The sequence below is a fragment of the Candidatus Dormiibacterota bacterium genome (assembly GCA_035532035.1).
In the GTDB taxonomy this organism is placed as follows: Bacteria; Vulcanimicrobiota; Vulcanimicrobiia; order Vulcanimicrobiales; family Vulcanimicrobiaceae; genus Tyrphobacter.
The window spans coordinates 1-3,495 of record DATKRS010000028.1; the positions used below are offsets into that span (position 1 = coordinate 1).

General features: G+C 62.2%; 2 protein-coding genes and 1 tRNA gene. 1 reads left to right on the forward strand and 2 read right to left on the reverse strand.

Going from position 1 to position 3,495, the window contains the following annotated elements; translation table 11 throughout:
- Positions 1-365: type III restriction endonuclease subunit R (locus VMV82_08480; protein HUY41586.1), on the forward strand; the 365-nt coding region annotated here is incomplete at its 5' end.
- A 462-nt stretch (positions 366-827) separates the two neighbouring features.
- Here VMV82_08480 and VMV82_08485 read toward each other — a convergent pair.
- Both VMV82_08485 and VMV82_08490 read right to left on the reverse strand, forming a co-directional pair.
- A tRNA-Leu gene (locus VMV82_08485) sits at positions 828-911 on the reverse strand.
- A gap of 31 nt (positions 912-942) precedes the next feature.
- The coding region (locus VMV82_08490) for a beta-galactosidase (GenBank protein HUY41587.1) at positions 943-3,495 on the reverse strand (2,553 nt) is incomplete at its 5' end.

Here is a 3,495-nt window from a genome sequence, read left to right on the forward strand (position 1 = left end):
AGAATGAAGAGTTGGTTGACTATCTCAGCGCGCTCGCGGTCGAGAAATCCGTGTATGACTATATTCCGTACGACTCCGAGGTAGAGCGCCGGTTCGCAGAGCAGCTCGACGCACGGGAGGACATCAAGCTGTTCGTGAAGCTGCCATCGTGGTTTACGATCGAGACGCCAATAGGCACATACAACCCGGATTGGGCCATCGTCAAGCGGAGCGGCGCCACGCTGTACCTTGTTCGCGAGACGAAAGGCACGAAGGACTTCCTAAAACTGCGAACTGCTGAAGCGGAAAAAGTGCGCTGCGGCGAGCGCCACTTCCAAGCGCTCGACGTTCCATTCGACGTTGTGACGTCCGCAAGTGAGGTCTGACCCGTGGCGCTAACCGTGAGCTCGCTGAGAGTAAAAGGGTATCGAAACATCGCAGATATGACCATCGCGTTTGAGCCGGACTTGACGGTCATCATCGGCGAAAATCACTTGTCTATTATAGCAAAATCGCTACCGACGCCATCTACCTGTACTATTCGATTGCTGACAAAAACATGTTCCGGGCAACAGTCCGACGGTCAACGTAGCTTGCGAAGATCCGCGTCCGCTCCGTGGCGAAATCGACCTTCCTCGGCGAGTAAAATCCGGTGCGAAAGAACGCAGTGTGCCTTGCGCTCAGGACGGCGGCTACGCTAGGGTCCGTTTATGCGACGAGCCAGCGGTCAGGGAGCAGGCGTGGACGATCAGGCGATTACTGTATCCTGGGTTGACATGGGTAGGCAGACAAGAGCCCACGAATAGTAAAAACCATTGCAGTATAAGGGTATTCGCGCCACCAATAATTGGGGAAGGCGGGATTTGAACCCGCATGAGGGGTTACCTCGGCCGCTTTTGAGGCGGCTGCGTCTACCGTTCCGCCACTTCCCCATTTGTCACCCTGATGTCGTCGAAGGGCGCCTCAGGTATTAGCGCCGACGAGCGCTCGGGCCTGCGAGTCGGTTGCGGCCGGCAACACGCCGAGGCGCATCTCTACATCGTTGCGTTTGAAGTGCAGCGTGAGGATTACAGCGCCGCGCGTGCGTCGCACAGCGTGCGAGGCGACTTCGCTCGCGTTCCAGCAGAGCCGCCCGAGCTCGCCAGCCGAAGGCTTGTAGACACCGAAGCACTCGGCACCAATTAGAATGGAGTCGCCGGCGTCGACTGCGAACCCCGAGACGCTCGCGAGCTTGGCGCTGCTCGAAGGGTCGTGCGGCGTCATGCGCTCGAAAACATCGACCTCATCGCGGTACGCGGTGAGGGATCGCTCGAAATCTGCGCCGCCGGGCGGCAGGTCCGGAGCCTCGTAGCTGCACGTGACCTGCGCGGTCTCCTCGCCGGCGTGCGCGATCGTACAGAAGTAACTTCGATTGAACGTCCCCGCAGGGATCGGATGCGTGAATGCGGCGATGTAGTCGCGCGGCGAGGGCGTCGCCTGCGGATTGACGGCATCTCGCAGCAGTCCAATGCTGGCGGCGAAGTTCGCCCCAGACGAACCGCATAAGCACGCAATCCGAGCACCGGCGCCGGGGACCAAGACCAGTGACGCTAGCGCTCGACCTCTCTGTGGAGCGCTGTCGCCGGTAAGCTCGATCGCGCCGTAGCCGTCGGCGAACGGGTCAAAGCGAAAAAGATTGGGCGATACCTTGCCGCATGAGCTTTGCAGGGGCCAAAGTCCGCTTCCGAACCTGAAGGGGCGCCTGCAGGCGGGCACCATCGTGAGCGCAGTGGGTCGCCCGTTCACGGGCGGCACCCACAGGTGCACGGGGAGCAATCTCATCGAACGGGCGGGGAGCGCTACGCGCGCCGTGCGCACGATGGTTCCCGCTAAGCGAACGTAGTATGGACCGGCATGTATCGGTCGCTTTCCCCAGTTGGAAGCGATGACGAAGCCACTCTTCGAGGACGGGTCAGCCAGGAGCACGGCATTGTCATGCCTGCCCGAGAATCCTCGGCTTCTCAGCGTCGCCAAGCTTGGAACGAGACGGCCGAGTCTGAGGAGCAGCGAGAGATGTGACTGCGACGCTGGCGCCAGGGCGTGCGTGCCATCGATGGCGATGGGCAAGACGTACGGTGCGCCGTCCGCGGCCGGACGCAACTCGTATCGAATGTCGCGAATGTCACATGTTAGGCCGCGCTCGCGGCACTCTTTGAGCATCGCGACCGTCGCAGCTGCATAGTCCGTCGGCGGCAAGCCGGCACCGGAAGAAAAGAGGCTCAGCGGCCAGATGACGTGCGCATCGACTACGGCGTGCGTGGTTGCGAGCAATGGCCCCCAGCGCGCGATCAAGTCGCCGAAGCTCGCCGTCGGCGTCAGTCGCGCGGAAACGCTTGGCTGATCGCAGTACGCGCAGGCGTTGAACGCGGCGTCCCAGTCATATGCCCAGTTTGCCCACGGCACTTCCCAGCCCGCGGGATAGATCGTGTCTTGCACGGGGAAGTTCACGATGCCGTGCGCGCCGTCCGCCAGGAACTCGGCGAGCGCAAGGGTGGTGTTCGTCGGATCTGCCGGGCGCGGCGCGTTCTCTTCAGCCGTCTGCAGCCACCCCGCTTGGAACTCCGCCATCATCACCGGCACGTGCGATTGCGTGCCAAGGAGGTCCGTCGAGAAATCGATCTGCTCGCGGTCGTGCTCGCCGATTCGGTATGCATCGCTCTGGTACCAATCGCCCCACGCCCAAGCGGGCGACGCGGCCGTCACCTTCATCTCGTACGTGTTGATGAAGAGAGGTACATGCTCGCCCACCGTCGCGCGCACGGTCGCCTTCAGCCAGCCGACGTATTCATGCCAGTGCGGCGCGGGCCAGGTATCGTTGTCGAGATACGCCCCCTGGTCATCGTCGAGCGCGACGGCGATGACGTCGTGGGAGTACGGTGCGACGACCGAGAGCACGTCGTGCAGCCACCTCGCCGCGTAACGCAGATGTGTCCGGTTGTGCAGCCATTCGTCCGCGGCTGCATCGGCGTGCTGATTCTGGAGCGTCGCGGTGGCCGGATAGCGGCCTTCCAGCACGTCGTGTAACGGCATGTCGTACTCCGGCCGCTCGAGGAGCCAGGCGGGGTAACCGCCGTTGCGCCACTCGTTGCGAATCACGGGCCCGGGCCGCAGCACGATCTTGAATCCGAGCCGGTGAATGATTTTCAGAACACCGATGAGATCGCGCCTTGGATTCGTACGCCCTGTGAAGTCGAGATGCCCTTGCGTCGGCTCTTGCCAGTTCCATGGGACGTAGAGATCGATCGTGTTGATGCGGAGAATATCGCGGTATTGCGTAAGTGAGCGTTCCCAAACATCGCGTGGAATGCGTTCGTAGAAAAATGCCGCGCCGTAGACGAAGAAGGGCTTGCCGTCGACCTCGAAAACCGGGTAGCCGTCCATCTGCACGACGCGCGACGCGTGCCACGTCGCCCATGCACCGGCGGGAGCGGCGAGCGAAGGCCGCGGCAGAAGGAGAAGCAAGAGCGTTGCTACGGC